The following is a 23,280-nucleotide window of genomic DNA, read 5'->3' on the forward strand; positions in this document are numbered from 1 at the left end:
ACCGCCCTTAGAGAACTGCTTTCGGGTAGGAACCCAGCACTTTGAGTGCCACTGCTTCCTGACTGATCTTTTCCAACACACTCTTGACCAGTGGGTCGCGGTGGTGGCCGACGAAGTCGATGAAGAACACGTAGGTCCATTTACCGCTGCGCGACGGACGGGTCTCGATCCGTGTCAGATCGATGCCGTTGTCGTGGAACGGCACCAGCAACTCGTGCAGTGCGCCGGGCTTGTTGCTCATGGAGACGATGATCGAAGTCTTGTCGTCGCCAGTCGGCGGCACTTCCTGGCTGCCGATCATCAGGAATCGCGTGGAATTGTCCGGGCGATCCTCGATTTTCTCGGCCAGACGGGTCAACCCGTACAAACCTGCAGCCATATCGCCGGCAATCGCCGCCGAGTTCCACTCACCCTTGACCCGCTTGGCCGCTTCGGCGTTGCTGGACACCGCCACGCGCTCGACATTCGGGTAATGGGCGTCCAGCCACTTGCGGCACTGGGCCAGGGACTGGGCGTGGGAATAGATGCGACTGATGCTGTCGGTCTTAGTGTTCTCACCGACCAGCAGGTGGTGGTGAATCCGCAACTCGACTTCACCACAGATGACCATGTCGTGTTCAAGGAAGCTGTCGAGGGTGTGGTTGACCGCGCCTTCGGTGGAGTTTTCCACCGGGACCACGCCAAAGTTCACCGCACCGGCCGCCACTTCACGGAACACTTCGTCGATCGCCGCCATCGGCTTGCTGATCACCGCATGACCGAAATGCTTCATGGCAGCGGCTTGGGTGAAGGTGCCTTCAGGGCCGAGATAAGCCACTTTCAATGGCTGCTCGAGGGCCAGGCACGAGGACATGATTTCGCGGAACAGTCGCGCCATCTCTTCGTTGCCCAGCGGCCCCTGGTTACGCTCCATCACGCGCTTGAGCACCTGAGCTTCGCGCTCAGGACGATAGAACACCGGCACTTCGCCTTCGGCCAGCGAGGCCATCTTTACTCGCGCAACTTCCTGGGCGCAGCGTGCACGCTCGCTGATCAGCTCCAGGACTTTGGTGTCCAGGGCATCAATGCGAACGCGCAGTGCCTTGAGTTCTTGCTCAGACATTAGCCGTGTTCCTTCTCGAACTCTGCCATGTACGAAATCAGTGCGTTGACCGCAACGATGTCGACGGCGTTATAGATGGAGGCACGCATGCCGCCCACGGAACGGTGACCCTTGAGATTCAGCAGGCCGCGCTCGTCGGCACCGGCCAGGAATGGCTTGTCCAGGCGATCATCGGCGAGGCGGAACGGCACGTTCATCCACGAGCGGTCCGACTTGTTGATCGGGTTGCTGTACATGCCGCTGGCGTCGATGAAGTCGTACAGCGTGCGCTGTTTCACTTCATTGAGCTTGCCGATGGCTTCAACACCACCCTGCTCTTTCAGCCACTCGAATACCAGCCCCGACAAGTACCAGGCGAGGGTCGGCGGGGTGTTGTACATCGAGCCGTTATCCGCTGCGACCTTGTAGTTGAGCATGGTCGGGCACAGGGAACGGGCATGACCGAGCAGGTCTTCGCGAATGATGTTCACGACGATGCCGCTCGGACCGATGTTTTTCTGGGCGCCAGCGTAGATCATGCCGAAGCGCGACACATCGACCGGACGCGAGAGGATGTCGGAAGACATGTCAGCGACCAGTGGTACATCACCGGTTTCCGGGATCCACTGGAATTCCAGGCCGCCAATGGTTTCGTTCGGCGCGTAGTGAACGTAGGCAGCGTCTTTCGACAGCTTCCACTCGTTCTGACCGGGAATTGCGAAATAGTCGTAAGGCTTGGCGGTAGCGGCGACATTGACGTGGCCGTAACGCGAGGCTTCTTCGATGGCTTTCTGCGACCAGATACCGGTGTCGATATAGTCGGCCGAGCCGCCTTCAGGCAACAGGTTCAGAGGGATCTGAGCGAATTGCTGGCTGGCGCCGCCTTGCAGAAACAGCACTTTATAGTTCGAAGGGATATTCAGCAGATCACGCAGATCCTGCTCGGCCTTGGTGGCGATGGACACGAACTCATCACTGCGATGGCTCATTTCCATGACCGACAAGCCCTTGCCGTGCCAATCAAGGAGTTCACCCTGGGCGCGTTTCAGGACAGCTTCAGGAAGTGCCGCAGGACCGGCACAGAAGTTATAGGCTCTCTTGCTCACATCCAATCTCGCTCTGATTTGGTGGTATCACGCAATAAATCTATTTGATCTGTAGGAGCTGTCGAGCGGAGCGAGGCTGCGATCTTTTCGTACGGACCCACATAACAAAAGCGAGAGCAAGATCAAGAGATCGCAGCCTCGCTTCGCTCGACAGCTCCTACAGCCCTACATTAAAAACAATCCCACAGGACAAACAACAAGGGGGCGAATCTTCATCCGCCCCCTGTTTGTCCGCTTATTCCTGCGGTTCTTCGTCGGCTGCGGCGTCGAGTTGCTGGTCTTCGACAGCGTCGTCGATCACGACCTCGCCGTCGAACACTGCACCTTCTTCACCTTCCAGCTCTTCGCCCTCGACTTCCGACGGCTCCTGAACCCGCTCCAGACCGACCAGCGTTTCATCGCTGGCGAGCTTGATGAGGGTCACGCCCTGGGTGTTACGACCCAGGCTGGAGACTTCGTCGACACGAGTACGAACCAAGGTGCCCTGGTCGGAAATCAGCATGATTTCCTCGCCGTCGAGCACCTGGACTGCACCGACCAGACGGCCGTTACGCTCGTTGCTGACCATGGCGATAACGCCCTGACCGCCACGCTTGTACTCAGGGAACTCGGTAATCGCTGTACGCTTGCCGAAACCACGGGCCGAAGCGGTCAGGATCTGGCTGCCTTCTTCCGGGATCAGCATGGAAATCAGTTTCTGGCCTTCCGGCAGACGCATGCCGCGGACACCGCGAGCGGTACGGCCCATGGCGCGAACGTCGGTTTCCTTGAAGCGAGTTACCTTGCCGCCGTCGGAGAACAGCATGACTTCGCGATCGCCATCGGTAATGGAGGCGGAAATCAGCACGTCGCCTTCATCCAGCTCCAGCGCGATCAGACCAACGCTGCGCTGACGGCTGAAGGATTCCAGAGGAGTCTTCTTCACGGTGCCGTTAGCGGTAGCCATGAAGATGAAGTGACCTTCGGTGTACTCATCGACCGGCAGCATGGTGGTGATGTATTCACCATCGCCCAGCGGCAGCAGGTTGACCAACGGACGACCACGGGCAGCGCGGGATGCTTCCGGGATTTCGTAGGTTTTCAGCCAGTACACTTTGCCTTTGCTGGAGAACAGCAGCAGCGTGGTGTGGCTGTTGGCAACCAGCAGGTGAGCGATGTAGTCCTCATCCTTGACGCCGGTCGCCGATTTGCCTTTACCGCCACGACGCTGAGCCTGGTACGCAGCCAATGGCTGGGTCTTGGCATAGCCACCGTGGGAGATGGTCACGACGCGCTCTTCTTCCGGGATCATGTCACCCAGGGTCAGGTCGAGACGGGCATCGAGGATTTCGGTGCGACGCACGTCGCCGTATTCGGCGCGGATCACTTCCAGCTCTTCGCGGATCACTTCCATCAGGCGCGTGGCGCTGCTGAGGATGCGGATCAGTTCGCCGATCTGGTTGAGGATCTCTTGATACTCGGCCAGCAGCTTCTCGTGCTCCAGACCGGTCAGACGGTGCAGACGCAGTTCCAGAATGGCTTGCGCCTGTTCTGGCGACAGGAAGTACTTGCCTTCGCGCAGACCGTATTGCTCGTCCAGGGTCTCTGGACGGCAGGAATCGGCACCGGCACGTTCAACCATCGCGACTACGGCGGAAGATTCCCACGCGGTCTTGATCAGCGCTTCCTTGGCTTCCGACGGCGTCGGCGAAGCCTTGATCAGGGCGATGACCGGGTCGATGTTCGACAGGGCAACCGCTTGACCTTCAAGGATGTGACCGCGTTCGCGGGCTTTACGCAGTTCGAACACGGTGCGGCGGGTAACGACTTCACGACGGTGACGAACGAAGGCTTCCAGCAGGTCCTTGAGGTTCAGGATCCGCGGACGGCCGTCGATCAACGCAACGATGTTGATACCGAACACGGCTTGCAGCTGGGTCTGGGCGTAGAGGTTGTTGAGAATGACCTCAGGCACTTCGCCACGACGCAGCTCGATCACGACGCGCATACCGTCCTTGTCGGACTCGTCGCGCAGTTCGGTGATGCCTTCGAGCTTCTTCTCTTTTACCAGCTCGGCGATCTTCTCGATCAGACGGGCCTTGTTCAGCTGGTAAGGGAGTTCGGTGATGACGATCTGTTGGCGACCACCGACCTTGTCGATGTCTTCGATCATCGAGCGGGCGCGCATGTAAATGCGACCGCGACCGGTGCGGTAGGCTTCGATGATGCCGGCGCGACCGTTGATGATCGCAGCGGTCGGGAAGTCCGGACCCGGGATGTATTGCATCAGCTCATCGATGGTCAACTCTGGGTTGTCGATGAGCGCCAGGCAACCGTCGATGACTTCACCGAGGTTGTGCGGCGGAATGTTGGTCGCCATGCCCACGGCGATACCGCTGGAGCCGTTGACCAGCAGGTTGGGAATACGGGTCGGCATGACCGCCGGGATCATTTCGGTGCCGTCGTAGTTCGGCACCCAGTCCACGGTTTCTTTGTGCAGGTCAGCCAGCAGCTCGTGCGCCAGCTTGGTCATGCGCACTTCGGTGTATCGCATGGCCGCGGCGTTGTCGCCGTCCACCGAACCGAAGTTGCCTTGACCGTCTACCAGCAGGTAGCGCAGGGAGAATGGCTGCGCCATCCGAACGATGGTGTCGTACACCGCGGTATCACCGTGAGGGTGATACTTACCGATCACGTCACCGACAACACGGGCAGATTTCTTGTACGGCTTGTTGAAGTCGTTGCCCAGCTCGCTCATCGCGAACAGCACACGCCGGTGCACGGGCTTCAAGCCATCGCGCGCATCCGGCAGTGCCCGCCCGACAATTACGCTCATCGCGTAGTCGAGGTAGGACTGCTTCAGCTCGTCTTCGATATTGACCGGGAGGATTTCTTTGGCCAGTTCGCCCATGAGAAGCTCGATTCCTTTTTCTGGTGAAACTTCGTCACATCCATATGGGACGAACGAAGCTCGCCGACGCAGGCTGAGTGCCATGCACCGACTTACGACAAATCAACGAGTTAAGCCATGGATCTGCGCAGTAAAGACAACCCCGTGGGACTGCCTCGGAAAACGCCGGATGTTATCACAAGAGCCGCCACGCACCTATCCCCCAGATGCGCATGGAGCATAGTTAGTTGACCGGTGACAGGCTTAACGGGGACGAGAGAGGCTTAGAGCTGCCACAGCCCCAGATTTGCTAGCGAAATGCGGGAGCTCGGAAGCAGGAGACCGTGTCATCGTTCTTCGCGGGCAAGCCTCGCTCCTACAGGTTTGTGTGTTCAGTAGGAGCGAGGCTTACCCGCAAAGGCGATTTATCGGACAACAAATACCGTCAATGTAGACGCTTGCGGCACATCAACTGCGCCATTTTCGCCGTGTCCGGCCGCTCGACAATGCCCTTTTCAGTGACGATCGCATCGATCAGGTCGGCCGGCGTCACATCGAACACCGGATTGAAGGCGTCAACATTCGCTCCGACCCGCTTGCCGCCGACGTCCAGCAATTCGCTGCCGTCGCGCTCTTCGATAGGAATGTCATCGCCGCTGGCCAGGTTCATGTCGATGGTCGAACTCGGCGCCACCACCATGAACCGCACGCCGTGGTGCATGGCGCTCACTGCCAGTTGATAGGTACCGATTTTGTTGGCCACGTCGCCATTGGCGGTGATCCGGTCGGCGCCGACGATGACCCAGGTAATGCCCTTGGTCTTCATGATGTGCGCGGCAGCAGAGTCAGCATTGAGGGTTACCGGAATGCCTTCATTGGCCAATTCCCACGCGGTCAACCGCGAACCTTGCAGCCAGGGACGGGTTTCGTCGGCGTAGACGCGCTCGACCATGCCCTCGATAAACGCGCCGCGAATGACGCCCAGTGCCGTGCCGAAACCGCCAGTGGCCAAAGCGCCAGTGTTGCAGTGGGTCAGGATCGCCTGAGCGTTGCCCTGATGCTTACGGATCAGGTCGACACCCAGTTGCGCCATGGTCAGGTTGGCTTCGCGGTCGCTTTCGTGGATGGCGATAGCTTCAGCCTCCAGCGCCGCCAGAGGGTCTGCATCTCCCTTGAGACGATCCAGGCGATCCCGCATGCGACTCAAGGCCCAGAACAGATTCACCGCCGTCGGACGGGAATCGGCCAGCACCGCGTAGTCCTCCTCCCACGCTGCCTGCCAGTCACCGCCCTCGGCAATTCGGGCGCGGGCTGACAACACCATGGCATACGCGGCGCTGATGCCAATCGCCGGCGCACCGCGCACCACCATCGAACGAATGGCTTCGGCCACGCCAGCAGCGCTGGTGTAGGCGATCCAGGTTTCCTCGAACGGCAAAATACGCTGATCCAGCAGGTACAGGGCGCCATCACGCCAATCGATGGCCTTCACCTTCTCCGCAGCCAACAGTCGATCGCGCATCATTCACCCCGCACTCATGAACAAAAGCCGCCGATTATAGCGATCCCCCCGCGAAGACGCTCGGGTATACTTCGCCATCCTTTACAAAAGCACTGGAACCGACCCTCGATGCCGAAACCTGCCGTTGCGCTCGACTTATTATTGCTGCCGACCTGGCTGGTACCCGTCGAACCCGCAGGCGTGGTCCTCAAAGAGCACGGCCTGGGTATCCGCGACGGTCGCATCGTGTTTATCGGCCCGCGTGCCGAAGCGCTGAAGTGTAACGCGACTGAAATTCGTGAGCTGCCAGATGTTTTGCTCAGCCCCGGCCTGATCAACGCCCATGGCCACGCGGCGATGACGCTGTTCCGCGGCCTGGCCGATGATTTGCCGTTGATGACTTGGCTGGAAAACCACATCTGGCCGGCCGAGGCCAAATGGGTCGATGAAGATTTCGTGCGCGATGGCACGGATCTGGCCATCGCCGAGCAAATAAAAGGGGGCATCACCTGCTTCTCTGACATGTATTTCTTCCCGAAGGTTGCCAGCGAGCGGGTGCATAACAGCGGTATTCGCGCGCAAATCGCGATTCCGATCCTCGATTTCCCGATTCCAGGTGCTGCCACTGCGGATGAAGCCATTCGTCAGGGCGTTGAACTGTTCGGCGATCTCAAGCACCACGAGCGGATCAAAATCACCTTCGGCCCCCACGCCCCCTACACTGTGGGCGACGAAAACCTGGAGAAAATCCGGGTAATCGCCGAGGAACTGGACGCGGCGATCCACATGCACGTCCATGAAACCGCCTTCGAAGTGCAGCAATCGCTCGAACAGCGCGGCGAACGCCCGCTGGCGCGCCTCGGTCGGCTGGGCTTGCTCGGTCCGCGCTTCCAGGCCGTTCACATGACCCAGATCAGCGATGAAGACCTGGCGTTGCTGGTAGAAAGCAACACCAATGTGATTCATTGCCCGGAATCAAACCTGAAACTGGCCAGCGGCTTCTGCCCGGTGGAACGCCTGTGGCAGGCCGGGGTTAACGTCGCCGTCGGCACCGATGGCGCGGCCAGCAACAATGACCTGGACCTGCTCGGCGAAACCCGTACCGCCGCGTTGCTGGCCAAGGCTGTCGCCGGCTCGGCCACGGCGCTGGACGCCCACCGCGCCTTGCGCATGGCCACGCTCAACGGTGCCCGCGCGCTGGGAATCGAAGCTGAAGTCGGCTCGCTGGAAGTCGGCAAAGCCGCCGACATCGTCGCTTTCGACCTGTCCGGCCTGGCACAGCAACCGGTCTACGACCCGGTTTCGCAACTTATTTACGCCACCGGCCGCGACTGCGTGAAACACCTTTGGGTCGCCGGCAAGCAACTGCTCGACGACCGGCGCCTGACGCGGCTGGATGAAGAACAACTGTGCGCCACGGCCAAGGCCTGGGGCCAACGCATCAGCGGCCATACAGAATCGTAAGCCCCCCGGACCGAACACCGGGGCAACAGGATTTTTCAAGTTTTAGAGGACTTAAACCATGAGCAACGTCGACTACGCCGAAATCGCCAAATTCGAAGCCCTGGCCCATCGCTGGTGGGACCGCGAAAGCGAGTTTAAACCGCTGCACGACATCAACCCGCTGCGGGTCAACTGGATTGACGAACGAGTCAACCTGGCCGGCAAGAAAGTCCTCGACGTCGGTTGCGGCGGCGGCATCCTCAGCGAAGCCATGGCTCAGCGCGGCGCTACCGTCATGGGCATCGACATGGGCGAAGCACCGCTGGCGGTCGCGCAACTGCATCAGCTGGAATCCGGCGTGACGGTCGAATACCGGCAGATCACCGCCGAAGCCCTGGCCGAGGAAATGCCCGAGCAATTCGACGTGGTCACTTGCCTGGAAATGCTCGAACACGTGCCGGACCCATCCTCGGTGATCCGCGCTTGCTTCCGCATGGTCAAGCCTGGCGGCCAGGTGTTCTTCTCCACCATCAACCGCAACCCGAAGGCGTACCTGTTCGCCATCATCGGCGCCGAATACATCATGAAGCTGCTGCCGCGCGGCACCCATGACTTCAAGAAATTCATTCGCCCGTCCGAACTGGGCGCCTGGAGCCGCATGGCCGGCCTGACCGTCAAGGACATCATCGGCCTGACGTACAACCCGCTGACCAAGCACTACAAACTGGCGGCCGACGTGGACGTCAACTACATGATCCAGACCTTGCGCGAGGAGTAAGCCGATGCGAATCAGAGCAGTCCTTTTCGACATGGACGGCACTCTGCTCGACACCGCGCCGGACTTCATTGCCATCTGCCAGGCGATGCGTGCCGATCGCGGCTTGCCGCCGATGAATGACAAGCACGTTCGCGACGAGATTTCCGGCGGCGCCAAGGCGATGGTCGCGGTGACGTTCTCCATGGACCCGGAATCGCCGGGATTCGAGCAATTGCGCCTGGAGTTTCTGGAGCGTTACCTCAAGGATTGCGCAGTTCACAGCAAACTCTTTGACGGCATGGGCGAACTGCTGGCCGACATCGAGAAGGCCAACCTGATCTGGGGCGTGGTCACCAACAAGCCGCTGCGCTTTGCCGAACCGATCATGCAGCAACTGGGGCTGGCGGAGCGCTCTGCGCTGCTGATCTGCCCGGATCACGTAAAGAACAGCAAGCCTGACCCGGAGCCATTGATCCTGGCGTGCAAGATGCTCAATCTGGACCCGGCCAGCGTGTTGTTTGTCGGCGATGATTTGCGTGATATCGAGTCTGGTCGCGATGCTGGCACCAAGACTGCTGCCGTGACGTATGGCTACATCCATCCGGACGATAACCCGCGGCATTGGGGTGCGGACGTGGTGGTGGATCATCCGCTGGAGTTGCGCAAGGTTCTGGATAGCGCGCTCTGCAGTTGCTGATCAAGGTCAAAAGATCGCAGCCTGCAGCAGCTCCTACAGGTTGTGATTATCTGTAGGAGCTGCCGCAGGCTGCGATCTTTTAGCGTTTAAATGGATTGTGAGGTTTTTTATGTTTGATTATTCCGCCCGCCCTGAATTGCTCAAGGACCGGGTCATCCTGGTCACCGGTGCTGGCCGTGGCATCGGTGCTGCCGCCGCGAAGACCTATGCCGCCCACGGCGCCACCGTATTGCTGCTGGGCAAGACCGAAGCCAACCTGACTCAGGTCTACGACGAAATCGAAGCGGCCGGTCACCCACAACCAGCCGTGATCCCGTTCAATCTGGAAACCGCCCTGCCCCATCAATACGATGAGTTGGCAGCGATGATCGAGACCGAGTTCGGCCATATTGATGGCCTGTTGCACAACGCCTCGATCATTGGTCCGCGCACGCCGATCGAGCAGTTGTCCGGCGAAAACTTCATGCGGGTCATGCATGTCAACGTCAACGCCATGTTCATGCTCACCAGCACCTTGTTGCCGCTGCTCAAGCTCTCGCAGGACGCCTCCGTGGTGTTCACCTCCAGCAGCGTCGGGCGCAAGGGTCGGGCGTATTGGGGAGCTTATGGCGTGTCCAAGTTTGCCACCGAAGGCTTGATGCAAACGCTGGCCGACGAGGTCGACACCGTGGCACCGGTACGCTCCAACAGCATCAACCCCGGCGCGACCCGCACCAGCATGCGCGCCCAGGCGTATCCCGGTGAAAACCCGCAGAACAACCCAACGCCTGAGGAGATCATGCCGGTCTACCTTTACCTGATGGGCCCGGACAGCACCGGCATCAACGGCCAGGCATTCAACGCCCAGTAACGGCCGTGCGTCGCTTTTGTGCTGCGGCATTTTATTGCCGCTGCACGCTTCAACCGCTGCAACCCCTGCCCTTTACAGTCAAACAAATGCCGCCGAACTGCGCGGCACTTCTTCAAAAGCATCCTAACCAAATGATTTAGAACGGCTTTTATCCGAATGAACCGAATGGCACGACTTTCGCTCTAATTTTGTTCAGACACGCAGTGTGAAAGCAGTTGGCAGCAGCGCCTGAGTCGGCAGGTTACTAATCTTCGACAAAGCGGACTAGACTCGGACCAAATGTCCTACGGGACTGATGGACCAGTATGACGCGCAGCCCAAAGCCGCTCTCACCCAGCCTGTAAGACAGCCTTACTGCTTAGGGGCTCACGCCATATGAAATCACCTTCCCAGACCAACGCAATTGACTTCGATAGCGCCAAATTGCAACGCCTGGGCTTTGGTCAGCAGCCTCCTCTTCCGGAACGGCCGGTCAGTCTTGCGCAATTGCGTCAGCAACTGAGCTTGCAGCTGCAAACCAGTCTTGAGCCGCAACGCATTCTCGGGCTCTTTTTTCGTGAAATTCAGCGTCTAGTACCGCTCGATGCCTTGGGCTATCAGCACAAGGCCAGTGACTTGCGGCTGGAGTTTGGTCTTCGCGGTCATCATTCGGTCAGCTACAGCCTGAGCCATGAAGGTGAACATCTGGGTGAACTGGTGTTCCGCCGCAATCAGCGTTTCAGCGAGCAGGAACTGGGCAACCTGGAGTCGCTGCTGTCTGCACTGCTCTATCCAATGCGTAACGCCCTGCTCTACCGCGCAGCGACCCAAAGTGCCTTGCGTGACCCGCTCACCGACACCGGCAACCGCGTTGCCATGGACCAGACCCTGCAACGGGAAATCGAAATGTCGCGGCGGCATTTGCAGCCCTTGTCGTTGCTGATGCTCGATATCGACCACTTCAAACGCGTCAATGACAGCCATGGGCACAGCGCTGGTGATGAAGTGCTCAAAGCGGTTGCCGCCTCGATCAAGGGCCAATTGCGCAACGTGGACATGGTGTTTCGGTTTGGCGGCGAGGAGTTTTTGATTCTGCTGTCCAACACCACTCGGGAAGCGGCGGCCATGGTCGGCGAGCGCCTGCGGTTTGCCGCCCAGGCTCAGGAGTATCACGCCGATGGCCAGTTGATCGAGCTGACCGTTAGCCTGGGTTGTTCGACCCTGCTGCCCGGTGAATCCGCCGAGAGCCTGTTGCGCCGAGCCGACAGTGCGCTGTACGTGGCCAAGCGCGAGGGGCGCAATCGACTGGCGATGGCGGGCTGAGCGTTCACGAACAATACAAAACAATGTGGGAGCGGGCTTGCTCGCGAAAGCAGTGTGACAGTCGACTTAAATGGTGACTGTCAGTCCGTCTTCGCGAGCAAGCCCGCTCCCACATTAGGTTGTGTGTTGCAGTTAGATCAGCTTTCAGCCAGCGCCATCCGCCCACGAACTACCGGCGCCCGTTCCGCGTGTTCCTGCTGCATGCAGCGCTCCAGAAACAGAAACATGTAGTCGTAGCTTTTGCACACAGCCTGGCGCAGTTCCACTTGCAGGGATTTGCTCGGGTTCTGGCCCGCCAGGGTGCAGATGATTTCCAGCGCTTCCCACGGGTGGGCATCGTCGTACTGGGCGTGCATCTTCAGCCACTTCATGGCCCGCTTGCGATCTTCCTCAGGGAAGGCTGCCGCGTACACGCCACTGGAACAGACCAGCGCCGACCACTCCCCGGTCGCGCCCTCAATGGCGTAGTTGGTAGCGGCGATGGCCACGATCAGCGAATCCGCTGAACTTGTGTGCCAGCACCAGTGGCTCAACGCATGAAGCTCCGGGGGCACTTGTTGCGCTTGCAGATCTTCCAGGCTGACACCGTGAGCCCGACTCCAGTGCACCCAGTAATCGGCGTGGTTCAGTTCGACGCGAATGTTACGCATCAACCAGCGGCGCGCCATGTCTTCACCAGGATGGCGGGCAAAGCGGGTTTTAGTCAGGTTTTGTGCCATATACAACGCGAACTGCTCGACTACCGGCCAGCCACCTATCAGGTACTGACGCATCGTCTTGGCGCTGAGTTTGTTATCTCGCATGCGCTGATACAGTTCGTGCTCGACAACCCGACGTTTGCTCTCGCTGCAATCCTGGATCAGTTGCTGAGCCCAGGCGGGATAACTTGCAGCTTCCATGAGTGGTCCGGTTCGGTTGAATGTGTCGATCACTGTTCGGCTCCTTTTGATTTGTGATTGTAAGGATCAGCAAGAGATTTCAACGGAACGTGCCAGGCGCCTTGAATAACAGCGGTTGCGGTCTGGCGGGACGACTTTGCAAGCTATCGCAGGTAAACAGTTGCGGGCGTTCGATGACATACCCTTGAGCGTAATCCACACCGATCTCGAGCAACGCCTGCTCGATCTGGGGTGTCTCGACAAACTCGGCAATGGTGCGTTTACCCATGACATGGCCGATGTGATTGATCACCTCGACCATAGCGCGGTTAATCGGGTCGTCCAGCATATCCTTTACGAAACTCCCGTCGATCTTCAAGAAGTCTACAGGTAAATGTTTCAAGTAAGCGAACGAGGACATTCCGGCGCAAAAGTCATCTAGCGAGAAGTGGCAACCTAAACCTTTGAGTTCATTAATAAATCTGATTGCACTTCCTAAATTCGCAATAGCGCTGGTTTCTGTAATTTCAAAACAAATCATTTCAGGAGGAATAGCGTAAGTAACAAACTGTTCACGCAGGAAGTCCAGGAACGCCTCATCTCCGATAGTAATGCCTGACAGATTAATCGCACACATGGCCAACGGGCCTTTGCGCTGTTCGGCAATACATTGGGCAATGATCTTGAATACGTTCTCCACAACCCAGCGATCCAGCGACGTCATCAGCCCATAACGCTCAGCGGCCGGGATGAAACTGTCGGGCAAAATCATCCGCCCGGCCTCGTCATGCAGCCGCAGCAGTATTTCGATATGCCCACCGCCCTGCTCGACATGCCCCAAAGGAGCGATTTCCTGGGCGTACAGGCAGAACCGGTTTTCTTCCAGCGCCATGTGCAAACGCTGCACCCAGGCCATTTCACCAAAACGCAGAGACAGTTCCGAGTCGTCGGCATGGTAGACCTGAACCCGGTTGCGGCCCTTTTCCTTGGCCATGTAACAGGCCATATCAGCGGCGCGCAGCGAGGATTCGAGCGTGGTGGGTGTCTGCGCTACATGGACCAGACCGATGCTGACGGTGGTCAGGAACGGCCGGCCTTTCCAGACAAAATGCAGGTTTTGCACGGTCTGGCGCAGTACCTCGGCGATTTTCTCCGCATGCTCCGGTGCGCAGTTCTCCAACAGGATGCCGAATTCGTCGCCACCCAATCTGGCCAGGGTGTCGCCTTCGCGCAAACCGGATTGCAGCAAGGCGCAGATATGCCGCAGCAATTCGTCGCCCGCCGCATGGCCGCAGGTGTCGTTGACCAGTTTGAACTGGTCCAGGTCGAGGAACATCAAGGCGTGGCGCCCCGGCTGCCGTGTCAGGTTGTGCAGCGCCTGCTCCAGGCGATATTCGAATTCGCGGCGGTTGGCCAGCCCGGTCAGGGCGTCGTGGGTGGCCTGCCAGGACAGATTGGCGATGTATTGCCGTTCCTGGGTCATGTCATGCAGCACCAGCACGGTGCCGCTGACCTTGCCGGCGTTGCGGATCGGTGCGCCGACCAGGGTCACCGACACGGTGCTGCCATCCAGACGCTGGATCAGTTTGGAATGCTCGCTGCCGCCGCTGAGCTGGCCACTCAAGATGTGCTCGATCAAGGTAAAGCCGTCGGCCTGGGCGTTCTCGTCCAGCAGATTGAACAGCGCGGCCAAGGGCAACCCCGTGGCCTGCTCGGCTTTCCAGTGGGTCATGGCCTCGGCTGCCGGATTCATGTAGGCAATCGCCCCTTCGACATCCGTGGTGATCACGCCATCGCCAATTGACTGCAGGGTGATCTGCGCCCGGTCTTTCTCCAGTTGCAGGGCCTCGGCGAAGGCGTGGCGCTGTTTGAGCAGTTTGTGAGTGCGCAGCAACGCCAGGACGATCAACCCCAGCGCAGTGGCCAGGTTGGTCACCAGCAACAGCCGCAGAATCACCCGCGAGCCCTCGCCCAATGCATCACTGAAGGCCTTGGCGGCCGGGGTTACGCCGTCGTTAATCGCAAAAATCTGATCCTTCCAGCGCTTGATGTCGGCAGAGGTGGCCTGATTATCGACGACACCCTGGTGCATCTCCCGAGCAACGTCATCGAGTTGCACCAGGTAAGCGTCGCCCACGGTCCAGCGATCAATGGCCTTTTCCAGATAACTGAAATGCCGGAAGTTCAGGTACAGCCAGATCAGGCTGGAGACGTCGTCCGGGTGATTGCCGCCCTTGAGAATCCCCACCCGCGCGGCGTCGAGATCCGGCGGCTGCTTGTCCAGCGCCAGACGCAACTCATGCCCGCCCTGAGGCACGGCAATTGCGTTCTGGTATTTGAGGAAGATCGCCTCATCGCGGCTGTCGGCGTAGAGATTGAGGTAATAAATGGCGTCTTTCTGGCCCTTGGACCACAGGCTTTCACCGGCCACATAGCCGCGAACCGCCGACAGCACATACAGGCTGACGCCACCGAGCAACGCTTGAAATAGCACGACGGCGATAAACGGCCAGACGATGCCCAACAATCGTGGCGTTCCGAGAGTCCGTTTTGGCTTCATGAGGTCCCTTGCATAGGCACTGCCCTGATCATCCTTTGCAACCAGACCACACCCTAGACTAGGAGGCGATCCCGGTTACGGCAAGAAGCGGATAAGCCTCATTGCAGTCCGGCGGCACGTATATATATGTACCGCCATCGCTACGGCAAGACTCGATTTACTGGGCACTTCAGGTTTCCCCTTCTGTTGGAGGAAACCCTACGCAAGGAGTGCGACATGACATTGACCTCTTCAACGGCACCCGAGACCGCAGAATACGTCGCCAGACAAGCCCTGGGGCGCGATCAAGTCGCGGATATCGACGCGCTGATTGCCCGCCCTACCGCCCGCGATCACAAACGGTACAGATCACTTTTACGCGCGAAGCCTGCGCTCGCGCAGTCAATGAGCATCGACACTTACAACGCGCAACGGATGGATGAGCGCATCTACGACACCGTCAAAGACTTCATGAAGTCGAGTCCGCTGTTGATCCGCCGCCTGGCCGGCGACGTGCTGTATCACCCCTCCAGTGAAGACGTACGCGCAACCCCCTCGGTGTTTCTCCAGCGAATACTCGATACCGCACCCTCACAGGATCTGACAGACCGTCTGCTGAAAACCCTCAAATGGTATGGCGCGCTGCCGGGTGAAAAGACACCGGAGTCGGTGCGCTATCAACTGCTCTGCAAAGCCATCTGCCTTTACCTGCACAAGCCACTGGCCGAGGAACCACAAGCACTCGCCGGATTCGACTGGCAAGCCCCTGCCCACTGGGGCAAGAGTTACCAGACACTGCACGATGACTTCGAACAGCACTTGCAACGCAGCCTTCGTGCGGCCAATACCAAAGAGGCGATCATCCTGGCGCGGATTACCCGGAACCGGCTCTCCGGGGATTTCGCGGTTGCCGATGTGCCGTCCGAGTTGCGCTATAAAAGCTCAGTGGTGTGGGTCAACTTCATGCACGGCGTGCTGCTGGCCGAGGCACTGGGGTTGAATCGCACACAGTCGTTGCCTTTTCAGGCGCTGGTCAATCTGCCTCTACAACAGAGTGAAGGCGCCACTCCCGATCAACTTGAACACATTGCCGGATTGCGGCTTGGCCCAGCATTGGAATGGGCGGTGTGCATGGGATTCGTTGAGCCGCGAACCGCCTCAGACTACAGCGAGGAAGATTTCGAGCGAGCGATAAAGGCACTGGAAACCCACAGCGCAGGTTTGAATACGGCCGTAATGGCACTCGAAGACCCAATCCCTGAACGGCTGAAAATGGCCAGGCACTTTATTGACGATCAGTTTGGCAGCAACGCACTGGAATCACTTGGCCAGCGGTTTTTCCCCCTCGATCCACCCACATCGCTTTCATTCAGGGACATGCCGAATGTGAAGCTGACCCGCTACACCTTTCTCGACCTCTACGTTGACGATCAGTTTGAAAACCAAAAAAGGTGGGGCGTTACCGAAGCCGATGGCACGACACGCACGAGCACAACGTTGCGGATCGACAACAAACGGCGATGCTTGCTCGAGCGCAAAGATGCCGCTGGGCATTACCAGCCCTATTTTTCCGGAGGATTCATTGCCAACGGCAAGACACTGCCGAATATCAACGTGGTGTTTGAATCTGCCTTCGACCGCTACCTGATAACGGCCACGCAGGCCTATAAAACCTTGATTGCCAGCCTGATGGCGTCCCTGCCACTCGCTGAACGCGGGACGATTTCACAGGGTGATGTCGAGGTGCTGCGACTGCGCATCCCACTCAAGCAGAACGGGCACTCGACAGACATCAGGGCCAGAAAGGGTTTCCTGCTCAAGGTGAGCAAGGACGACGAGATCAGTTACTACGAAGTCATTCCAAGCGCCGGCCTTATCCGTTTACGACCCGGTTTGCGATTTTCGACTATCGCTGGCGTCCGCACCGAATTTCCTTTGCACGCGGTCATCCCCAACCAAACCTATTCGCCCGAACGCAACATCAGCACTTCACTGCTGATCGACGACAAAGCTCATTTCGATGGCACGACGCCTGCGCAAAAAGCTTATTGCATAGGTTATTTCGATCACGTGGCGCATGTACCGTCAGCAGACGCAGTCGAATCAGGCAGTCAACCGGTAGCGCTGACCGCGCGCCTGAATGATGTGGCCGATTACATCGCTTCGACGTTTCTCTATGTCGATGAGCAGCAACTGCGCATCGACGCCCGGGGCATGAGCGCTTTCGACATCCTCCGCGCAGAAAGCGAAAACCGCCTGGAAATGCTGGTAACGATCGTCAAAGGATTCGTGCCTTTCTGGGGCAGCTTTGATGATCTGCAGGCGGAAAATGCCAACAGCAAGGTGCTGGGCGGCGTCGGGCTGCTGTTGGACCTGGCCTCGTTTCTTTGCCCCATCGGCAAGTTCATGTCGGGGTCGATTCGCTTGATCAAGACTGCAACCGGCACAGCGCGCGTGACCGTCAAGGCCAGCCTGCCGACCTTTTCGACGCTGACCCGCAAGCTGTTGCTGTCTTCAGTCAAAAACCTCAACCCGCTGGACGGCATTCCGTCGCTGCTCAAAGGTGTGGGAAAAGGCTTACTCATCGCCGGTCGCGCGGGCGCCACGGGCATCAGAACGCTGAGCGCAGTTGCGAACTTCCGACTGTTTCACAACCTGCCGCAAGCAATCGATCCCGGTCACTGGAAAGCGCTGACCGTGAACGACCAATTGGCGACGATCAACGGCATTGATGACGTACTGGTGCGCCACACCCGATCAACGGATTTGAAGCGGCTGCATCTGGTCGATCCCGCAACGTCCCTGCCCTACGGCCCGCGTCTGCACAACAACAGACAACTCGTCCTCGGCAGATCGACCTTCAAGGCGTTGCCGCCGACTGAAAACCATGCGCTGGCAGCACTACCGGAGCACGCGCGCGTCCGGGAAATATTTGAGGTCGATGGTCGCACCACGCTGTTGGTCGATGACATCCCGTACCGCCTCGACGGCGACCACCTGCGCCGCGCCGATTTGATTGATGATCGACCGCTGTACAAAGCGCTGCCATGCCGGGTCAAGCGCGCCGGGGATGACCTGTGCAAAACCCGCTATGTCACCCGTGAACCGGCGCCCACCCCGGCCGTTGGCAGTTTTGACGAGAGCAAAGGCTGGGCACCCTGGTTTGGCGACAGCATTTACACGCCAGCGATTGCCGCGCAACCACTGCGGCTGAAGACCCTGAAAGTTAAGAACCAGCACCCGGCGACACTGGCTTTTCAAAAAGGCATTTACGCAAGAATCAACGTGGAGATTCCCTTGGGTGCGCGCAATCGGGTCGATACCCTTGAGACAGGGGCGATCATCGTGCCGGCCATCGACGGTTCAAAGCATTACGTATTCACTCGACTGGACGCCGGAGATTTCTTTTTTGCCGATCTCCCACCCGGGCAAAGTCTCTCCACTCCCCTGACCTTGCGCAAAGCCGACAGCTTGCCAACCGAGCTCCGAGACGAACTGACAACGGTCTACACCGGCTCGCTCAATGCCAACAACATGGCACGGATTTACGGCACCGCAGCAGTGGAGCGGGCATTGAAGGCCATGGAAGAACTTGCCATTCCGATTGGCGGCCTCACCCACCCACCCGACACCCTGCGATTGATCAAAGTCGACACCAGCCCGGGAGAAGCGGTTCTGTTCGACCATTCCACAAGAATGATCGTCAGGCATTCCAGTGACGGTGCCGCTACCTGGTCACTGTCCCGAGCGGCACCGGACAGTATTCGGCAGACCACGGCGCGGGTGTTCAATGCATTGTTCGAGGAAACCGTGATCACCGTTGATTCAGCGGCGGGCGGAGCGAAGGCACTGAAGATCGACAACACCATGCAGCAACTGCAGCACCTGATCAGCCACCGCACGGGGAACAAGCTGCACAGCCCGAGAAACATCGCGTTCGCTGAAATCAGCACGCAAAGCGGCACCCGGGAAGTGTATGTCAGTGTCTCCGGGCAACAGGGCGACACCGCCTTCCTGCCCCTGTTTGCACGGCATAAAGACTCCGCTCAAGTAACGCTCGGTGACACGACCTACATCAACATTGATCATGCCAGCAGGTTCTCGGCGACTTCGCTCAGCGTCTCCGATTCCGGAAAGATCCGCGCGATTCCTCACACCATCGACAACATCGAGACCTACTCGCCAGCCCTGACCTCACGGCCGACTTCACTGGATACGGAGAGCAAACTCATCCGCGTGATCCGCGGCAAATACCCGGATGCGCAAACCCTGGACTCGATCACCATCGCCACGACCATGGCGCCGTGCGATTCCTGCGCGGTGGTGATGAAGCAGTTTGGTTATGAAGGCGGACCGGAGGCGATGAACGTGCTCTGGAAGTGAGCACTCAGTGGCGTTGCAGATGCCCGTAAAGCTTGGCGTACAAACCACCCTCAGCAATCAATTGCTGATGGTCGCCATCCTCGGCGATGCGCCCGCCATCGAACACCAGCACGCGGTCAGCCTGCTTAACGGCTGACAGTCGGTGGGCAATGATCAGGGTGGTGCGCTCGCTGAGGAACCGCGCCAGCGCCTCGTGCAGGTTGTATTCGGTGGCGGCATCAAGGGCCGAGGTGGCTTCATCGAGGATCACCACTTTCGGTTGGGCCAGGACCATCCGGGCAATCGCCAGACGCTGGCGCTGCCCGCCGGACAAGCGCACGCCGGAACGACCTACAACACTGTCCAGGCCCTGGGGCAAGGCGCGAACCGTGCCATCGAGCTGAGCGATTTCCAGGGCCTGCCAGCAGGCTTCGTCACTGCGTTCGCGGCCCATGGTCAGGTTCGCCCGCACGGTGTCGTTGAACAACGCCGGATGCTGCAGCACCACCGCGACATTTTCCCGAACCGTTTCCAGGCCGATCTCCTGCTGGGTCGAGCCGCCGAAGCGGATCGTCCCGGCCAGCGGCGTGTACAAGCCCAGCAGCAACTGCACCAGGGTGCTCTTGCCGCCACCGCTGGCGCCGACAATCGCGACTTTTTCACCGGGAGCGATGGTCAGGTTCATCTGGTCCAGCACCAACTCGTCGCCGTAACTGAAACTCAAGCCCTGAACGTCGATGCCCACCGTGTCGCGCCCCTGGAACGGATCGACGCCGCCCGGGTATTGCGGCTCATCGGCGCGGGCCAGCAACTCGTTGATCCGTGACAGCGCACCACCGGCAGCGTAGTAGGCGTATTGCAGATTCAGCAATTGCTCCACCGGGCCGATCATGAACCACAGGTAGCTGAACACCGCGAGCATCTGGCCGATGGACAGGTCGGAGAACAGTACGGTGAGCATCGCCGCCGCGCGAAAAATATCGATACCAAACTGGAACAGCAAGCCGCTGGCACGGTTCGACGCATCGGTTTTCCACTGGGAATTCACCGCGTAGTCGCGCACTTCCCGGGCGCGTTGGCCGAGTCGTCCGAGGAAGAAGCCCTGACGGTTGCCAGCGCGCACTTCCTGAATCGAATCCAGGGTTTCGGTCAACGCCTGGGTGAAGCGCGAGGTGCTGTCGTTCTCCAGCTTCTTCAGGTGCTTGACCCGCTTACCCAGTTGCACCGTGGCGTAGATCACCAGCGGGTTGAACAGCATGATCAGCAGCGCCAGTTTCCAGTGCATCCAGAACAAAATGCTCGCGGTGCCGACCAGGGTCAGCATCGCCACGAGGAAACGACTGAGGGTTTCGCCGACAAACTTGTCGAGGGTGTCCAGGTCGGTAACCAGGTGCGTGGTCACCGTGCCGCTGCCCAGGCTTTCGTATTCGCCCAGGGAAATGCGCTTGAGACGTTCGATCAGCCGCACACGGATCCGATAAACGATGTCCTTGGCCAAACCTGCAAACAACTTCGCCTGCACCACGTTGAACAGCAATGCCGCACAACGCAGGGTAAACGTCACGAGCAGCATCAACCCGATATAGCCGGCGGCTTTCTGCCAGGCATCGGGCAGTGCGTGGTTCATGATCTTCAGGGCCGAGTCGCCGTGACCCAGCAACACTTCGTCCACCAGCAACGGCAAAAGCAAGGGAATCGGCACGCTGCACAGGGTCGCCAGAACGGCGACGCCGTTGGCGATCCACAGGGATTTCTTGTGATGCAGGGCCAGTCGACGGATTTCCGCCCAGCTCAGTCGATCGACACGCGGTGGAGTTGGGGCGTCATCGGGCAGGTCATGCACAGGCAGCGCGCTCCAGCCAGCGGCCGAGCAGCGGTGACAGGACACTCAGCGGCTGATAGCCGTTGGTCAGTAACGCCAGTTGACCATCACGTTCGGCCAGCAAGGTCGGGAACCCGGCAATGCCGAGGTCCTGAACCCAGGTGAAATCGGCCGCGGTGGCGGCGTGTTGATCGGCGCGGTCGAATGCGGCGGCGAACTCGATACGCGGCACACCGGCCTGCTCCGCCAACTCCACCAGCACGCTGGCATGAGTGACGTCGCGCCCTTCGGCGTAAAACGCGTGTTGAATCAGCCCCAGCAGCGTCCAGGCGCAATCCGGCGCCAGGCTGCGCGCCGTCACCAAGGCCCGGCAAGCAGGCTCGGTGTCGTAGACAAAGCCCTCAGGCAGCGCGCCGTCGAGCTTGAACGGCTGACCGGTAGCCTCGGTGACCGCCTGCCAGTGCTCAAGGATGTAGCGCCGGGTGGTCGGCTCCAGAGCCGCGCCACTGCCGGTGCGCAAGCCGCCTACAACCAGATGCAACTCCACCCCTGCCGCCTGCGCCTGCTCGACCAGCGCTTCGGCCACCGGCGCAAAACCCCAGCACCAGGAACACATCGGGTCCATCACATAGAGCAGGCGGGCAGACATGGATTCAAGCCTCGGAAGGTGATTGCTTGTAGTTGTAACCAATCGGGTGCGGCAGGTTGCGCGCCTTGGCCAGTTCGATCTGCTTCTGCCGGTCGATGGCGCTGCGACGGGTTTTCTCGCTCAGCTTATCCCAGCAATGCGGGCAACTGATGCCGGCCACGTAGTGCTCGGATGCGCGGTCGCAGGCGCTGATCGGTGTACGACAGGCATGACATTGATCGTAGTCGCCTTCGCTCAGGTCGTGGCGCACGGTCACGCGGTTATCGAACACAAAGCAGTCGCCCTGCCACTTGGTTTCTTCCTGCGGCACCTCTTCGAGGTACTTCAGAATCCCGCCCTTGAGGTGGTAGACCTCATCGAAGCCTTGGCTGAGCATGTAGCTCGAAGCCTTCTCGCAACGAATGCCGCCGGTGCAGAACATCGCGACTTTTTTGTGCACGGCCGGGTCGAAGTGTTCTTTGATGTAGTCGGGGAACTCGCGAAAACTGGTGGTTTTCGGATCGATGGCGCCTTCGAAGGTGCCGATCGCGACTTCGTAGTCGTTGCGGGTGTCGATCAACAGGACTTCCGGATCACTGATCAGCGCGTTCCAGTTCTCTGGATCGACGTAGGTGCCGACCTTTTTGTTCGGGTCCACGCCTTCGACGCCGAGGGTGACGATTTCTTTCTTGAGTTTGACTTTGGTGCGGTAGAACGGCTGGTCGTCGCAGTACGATTCTTTGTGATCGATATCGTCCATGCGCGGGTCGTTCTTGAGCCAGGCCATCAGCCCGTCAATGCCTTCGCGGCTGCCGGAGACGGTGCCGTTGATGCCTTCTTCGGCGATCAGCAGCGTGCCTTTGACGCTGTTGTCGACCATCGCTTGCAGCAGTGGCTCGCGCAGCTCAACGTAGTTTTCCAGGGTGACGAACTTATAAAGTGCCGCCACGACAATCTGTTGTGTCATGGGTGATTCTCCAGGTGGCTACCCTCGTAAGGGGTGAACCGGATGCGAAAAAAAACGCGCCGGGTAAGCGGCGCGTTGCGGATTCTAGCAAAAAAGCAGCTTCAAGCGGCGAGCTTCAAGCGCCAAGCGGTCCGTTGCCGCTTGTGATTCTGCTTGCAGCCTGCAGCTCGAAGCTTATCGCTGCTTTCCTCCTGCACAGGTCGGCGAGGCCGGGGCCGCGTCGATCTGTGCCCATTCTTCAGGCGTGTAGGTATGCAGCGCCAACGCATGAAACTCACCCATCAGCTCACCCAGAGTGCCGTAGACCTTCTGGTGACGCTTGACGCGATTGAGACCTTCGAACTGCTGACTGACCACCACAGCCTTGAAGTGGGTTTGCAACCCACGGCTGTGCATGTGGCTTTCATCCAGCACTTGCAGGTGCTCGGGCTGCAACAGCCCCAGCGTCGACTCGATGCGTTGTTGCATGGTCATACCG

General features: G+C 59.2%; 16 protein-coding genes. 6 read left to right on the forward strand and 10 right to left on the reverse strand.

The features are described 5' to 3' along the window. Window positions 1-7: 7 nt before the first annotated feature. From pheA to mtnA, 4 genes are all read right to left on the reverse strand, one after another. The gene (gene pheA / locus JFT87_RS24580) at window positions 8-1,102 is read right to left on the reverse strand and encodes a prephenate dehydratase (protein WP_099169125.1); all 1,095 of its coding nucleotides are present in this window, start codon (window positions 1,100-1,102) and stop codon (window positions 8-10) included. After that, window positions 1,102-2,187 (reverse strand): 3-phosphoserine/phosphohydroxythreonine transaminase, encoded by a 1,086-nt coding sequence (gene serC / locus JFT87_RS24585; protein ID WP_201205613.1) that lies wholly within the window; start codon window positions 2,185-2,187, stop codon window positions 1,102-1,104. Before serC ends, pheA begins: the two co-directional genes overlap by 1 nt. 235 nt (window positions 2,188-2,422) lie before the next feature. After that, window positions 2,423-5,077 (reverse strand): DNA gyrase subunit A, encoded by a 2,655-nt coding sequence (gene gyrA / locus JFT87_RS24590; protein ID WP_201205615.1) that lies wholly within the window; start codon window positions 5,075-5,077, stop codon window positions 2,423-2,425. 424 nt (window positions 5,078-5,501) lie between these two features. Further along, window positions 5,502-6,578 carry an S-methyl-5-thioribose-1-phosphate isomerase gene (gene mtnA, locus JFT87_RS24595; RefSeq protein WP_201206747.1) on the reverse strand — a complete coding sequence of 359 codons (1,077 nt, stop codon included), beginning with the start codon at window positions 6,576-6,578 and terminating at the stop codon, window positions 5,502-5,504. A 108-nt stretch (window positions 6,579-6,686) separates the two neighbouring features. Between mtnA and JFT87_RS24600 the strand changes: the two genes are divergently transcribed. The 5 genes from JFT87_RS24600 to JFT87_RS24620 all read left to right on the forward strand — a co-directional run bounded on the left by JFT87_RS24600 (window position 6,687) and on the right by JFT87_RS24620 (window position 11,606). Further along, window positions 6,687-8,021 (forward strand): TRZ/ATZ family hydrolase, encoded by a 1,335-nt coding sequence (locus JFT87_RS24600; protein WP_201205617.1) that lies wholly within the window; start codon window positions 6,687-6,689, stop codon window positions 8,019-8,021. A gap of 58 nt (window positions 8,022-8,079) precedes the next feature. Beyond that, window positions 8,080-8,778, forward strand: coding sequence for a bifunctional 2-polyprenyl-6-hydroxyphenol methylase/3-demethylubiquinol 3-O-methyltransferase UbiG (gene ubiG, locus JFT87_RS24605; protein WP_201191408.1), 699 nt, complete (start codon window positions 8,080-8,082; stop codon window positions 8,776-8,778). A 4-nt stretch (window positions 8,779-8,782) separates the two neighbouring features. Further along, window positions 8,783-9,454: an N-acetylmuramic acid 6-phosphate phosphatase MupP gene (mupP, locus tag JFT87_RS24610; RefSeq protein ID WP_201205619.1), complete on the forward strand. Its 672-nt coding sequence runs from the start codon at window positions 8,783-8,785 to the stop codon at window positions 9,452-9,454. Window positions 9,455-9,563: 109 nt separating this feature from the next. After that, window positions 9,564-10,304 carry a YciK family oxidoreductase gene (locus JFT87_RS24615; protein ID WP_201205621.1) on the forward strand — a complete coding sequence of 247 codons (741 nt, stop codon included), beginning with the start codon at window positions 9,564-9,566 and terminating at the stop codon, window positions 10,302-10,304. Between the two features lie 375 nt (window positions 10,305-10,679). After that, window positions 10,680-11,606 carry a GGDEF domain-containing protein gene (locus JFT87_RS24620; protein WP_201205623.1) on the forward strand — a complete coding sequence of 309 codons (927 nt, stop codon included), beginning with the start codon at window positions 10,680-10,682 and terminating at the stop codon, window positions 11,604-11,606. A gap of 137 nt (window positions 11,607-11,743) precedes the next feature. Here the strand turns inward: JFT87_RS24620 and JFT87_RS24625 are convergent, their stop codons facing one another. Both JFT87_RS24625 and JFT87_RS24630 read right to left on the reverse strand, forming a co-directional pair. Continuing rightward, window positions 11,744-12,505, reverse strand: a complete 762-nt coding sequence (locus JFT87_RS24625; RefSeq protein WP_207200039.1) for a TenA family transcriptional regulator — start codon at window positions 12,503-12,505, stop codon at window positions 11,744-11,746. A 79-nt stretch (window positions 12,506-12,584) separates the two neighbouring features. Further along, complete coding sequence (locus JFT87_RS24630; protein WP_201205627.1) at window positions 12,585-15,044, reverse strand: EAL domain-containing protein; 2,460 nt, start codon at window positions 15,042-15,044, stop codon at window positions 12,585-12,587. Window positions 15,045-15,260: 216 nt separating this feature from the next. Between JFT87_RS24630 and JFT87_RS24635 the strand changes: the two genes are divergently transcribed. Continuing rightward, window positions 15,261-19,406, forward strand: a complete 4,146-nt coding sequence (locus JFT87_RS24635) for a deaminase domain-containing protein (RefSeq protein ID WP_201205629.1) — start codon at window positions 15,261-15,263, stop codon at window positions 19,404-19,406. Window positions 19,407-19,410: 4 nt separating this feature from the next. On the opposite strand, the gene JFT87_RS24640 is transcribed toward JFT87_RS24635, so the two are convergent. The 4 genes from JFT87_RS24640 to JFT87_RS24655 form a co-directional block, all read right to left on the reverse strand. Further along, a complete protein-coding gene (locus tag JFT87_RS24640; protein ID WP_201205630.1) occupies window positions 19,411-21,228 on the reverse strand; it encodes an ATP-binding cassette domain-containing protein in 1,818 nt (605 codons plus the stop codon). Beyond that, the gene (locus JFT87_RS24645) at window positions 21,221-21,823 is read right to left on the reverse strand and encodes a DsbA family protein (protein WP_201206749.1); all 603 of its coding nucleotides are present in this window, start codon (window positions 21,821-21,823) and stop codon (window positions 21,221-21,223) included. The genes JFT87_RS24640 and JFT87_RS24645 overlap by 8 nt, the downstream gene beginning before the upstream one ends. A gap of 37 nt (window positions 21,824-21,860) precedes the next feature. Further along, complete coding sequence (trhO, locus tag JFT87_RS24650; protein ID WP_201205632.1) at window positions 21,861-22,802, reverse strand: oxygen-dependent tRNA uridine(34) hydroxylase TrhO; 942 nt, start codon at window positions 22,800-22,802, stop codon at window positions 21,861-21,863. A gap of 174 nt (window positions 22,803-22,976) precedes the next feature. Continuing rightward, a complete protein-coding gene (locus JFT87_RS24655) occupies window positions 22,977-23,276 on the reverse strand; it encodes a BolA family protein (protein ID WP_201205634.1) in 300 nt (99 codons plus the stop codon). Window positions 23,277-23,280 lie beyond the last annotated feature (4 nt).

Source organism: Pseudomonas sp. TH15 (assembly GCF_016651105.1).
In the GTDB taxonomy this organism is placed as follows: Bacteria; Pseudomonadota; Gammaproteobacteria; order Pseudomonadales; family Pseudomonadaceae; genus Aquipseudomonas.

Excerpts from the sequence above, each read along its gene's own strand:
- mupP (WP_201205619.1), top strand. The coding sequence starts at position 8,783 with ATGCGAATCAGAGCAGTCCTTTTCGACATGGACGGCACTCTGCTCGAC.
- trhO (WP_201205632.1), bottom strand. The coding sequence starts at position 22,802 with ATGACACAACAGATTGTCGTGGCGGCACTTTATAAGTTCGTCACCCTG.
- gyrA (WP_201205615.1), bottom strand. The coding sequence starts at position 5,077 with ATGGGCGAACTGGCCAAAGAAATCCTCCCGGTCAATATCGAAGACGAG.
- JFT87_RS24615 (WP_201205621.1), top strand. The coding sequence starts at position 9,564 with ATGTTTGATTATTCCGCCCGCCCTGAATTGCTCAAGGACCGGGTCATC.
- mtnA (WP_201206747.1), bottom strand. The coding sequence starts at position 6,578 with ATGCGCGATCGACTGTTGGCTGCGGAGAAGGTGAAGGCCATCGATTGG.
- JFT87_RS24635 (WP_201205629.1), top strand. The coding sequence starts at position 15,261 with ATGACATTGACCTCTTCAACGGCACCCGAGACCGCAGAATACGTCGCC.
- JFT87_RS24645 (WP_201206749.1), bottom strand. The coding sequence starts at position 21,823 with ATGTGTTCCTGGTGCTGGGGTTTTGCGCCGGTGGCCGAAGCGCTGGTC.
- JFT87_RS24625 (WP_207200039.1), bottom strand. The coding sequence starts at position 12,505 with ATGGAAGCTGCAAGTTATCCCGCCTGGGCTCAGCAACTGATCCAGGAT.
- JFT87_RS24600 (WP_201205617.1), top strand. The coding sequence starts at position 6,687 with ATGCCGAAACCTGCCGTTGCGCTCGACTTATTATTGCTGCCGACCTGG.
- JFT87_RS24655 (WP_201205634.1), bottom strand. The coding sequence starts at position 23,276 with ATGACCATGCAACAACGCATCGAGTCGACGCTGGGGCTGTTGCAGCCC.
- pheA (WP_099169125.1), bottom strand. The coding sequence starts at position 1,102 with ATGTCTGAGCAAGAACTCAAGGCACTGCGCGTTCGCATTGATGCCCTG.
- JFT87_RS24620 (WP_201205623.1), top strand. The coding sequence starts at position 10,680 with ATGAAATCACCTTCCCAGACCAACGCAATTGACTTCGATAGCGCCAAA.
- ubiG (WP_201191408.1), top strand. The coding sequence starts at position 8,080 with ATGAGCAACGTCGACTACGCCGAAATCGCCAAATTCGAAGCCCTGGCC.
- JFT87_RS24630 (WP_201205627.1), bottom strand. The coding sequence starts at position 15,044 with ATGAAGCCAAAACGGACTCTCGGAACGCCACGATTGTTGGGCATCGTC.